The sequence below is a fragment of the Frankia sp. Mgl5 genome, assembly GCF_023242985.1.
In the GTDB taxonomy this organism is placed as follows: Bacteria; Actinomycetota; Actinomycetes; order Frankiales; family Frankiaceae; genus Parafrankia; species Parafrankia soli.
Genome location: NZ_JALKFY010000779.1, coordinates 1 through 1,233, shown reverse-complemented (window position 1 = coordinate 1,233; position 1,233 = coordinate 1). Strand labels below are relative to the sequence as shown.

The window sequence follows — 1,233 nt, the reverse complement described above, 5'->3', positions numbered from 1 at the left end:
TTCAGTTCTCGATCGGAGAGGTTCCGAGAACCTTGTACTCGGTGGGCTGGCCCTTGTCGTCGAGGGTCGTTGACAACCCACCCCTTACGCAGGACGCCGGCGATTCGGGGTGGGCTTTTCCGTTGCAGCGGAACTTCAAGCCGGCCGCCCCCGGCAACTCCTTCTCCGGCATCGCCTTGATGGTGGCGAGCACCGTTTCCGGGGTGATGTCCCCCGAGATACCTTCCAGGGCCGTCTGGAGCCCGGCGAGCGCTATGAACATGCCCGGGCCGCCGGTCGAGCTGACATCGACATCGTGACCGTAGGTTTCCATTGCCGCGGTGTAGAGGAGGCTGGACGGGTCGGTCCCGCCGACCGGTGCGAGGGCCGCGACGACCATCCCGTCGAGCACGTCCGACGACACCGCCTTACGAGTCGCGTCGGTGACGCACTGCGAGATGGCACTGATCGTGCCGTCGTACCCGACCGCCTTCAAAGCGTTGAACGCACTGATACAGAAGGAGTCGTTACCCACGACGAACACGACCCCGGGGTCACCATCGACGACCCTCTGCATCTGCGGCGCCATATCGGCCGTGCCCGGGGGCACCGTGACGAGCTCATAGCCGATACCCGCCTCCTCGAACAGCTTCGGCGCGACGTCCTGCTGGACGTGCAGCGCCGCGGGCACGTCGATCACCACCGACGTCACCTTGTCGACGCCTTTGTCTTTCGCGAGACCGATCGGCAACTGGAGCACGGCGAAGGTGGGATCGCCCAGGGTGAAGGTCGACTCGCTGTCGGCGAGCAATGCCGGGTCGCCGGCGCCGAAGAACATCACCGGAATGTTCGCGTCGGCCAACGGCTGCCAGATGCTCGCGTTGACCGCGGACTCGCCCACGGCGACAGCGACGACATCGTCCTCGATCATCCGGTTTCCGCAGTCCACGCCCCTGGCCGGGTCCGCCTGCGTCTCACACGTCACCAGCTCGATGGGTCGGCCACCGATGCCGGAGCGGTGCTCGTTCAGGTACTTCACGGTCGCGTCAGCCACGCGGAACTGGATCGAGTTGTCGCCGCTCGCGGACTTGCCGTCCGAGATGACCCCAATCTTGACGGGTTCACCCTTCGCCGCCGCCACCGGTCCGAGCACCTCGGTGTCTGCCGCCGTGTTTTCCGTGTCAGGCGTGTCGCTGTCGTCCGACCCGCACGCGGTGACAAGCATCAGCAGGACCAGTGGCGCGGCTAAGAGCG

General features: G+C 65.9%; 1 protein-coding gene. It reads right to left on the bottom strand.

Annotation, left to right across the window (positions count from 1 at the left end):
• Position 1: 1 nt before the first annotated feature.
• The coding region (locus MXD62_RS27580; RefSeq protein ID WP_248832313.1) for an ABC transporter substrate-binding protein at positions 2-1,233 on the bottom strand (1,232 nt) is incomplete at its 5' end.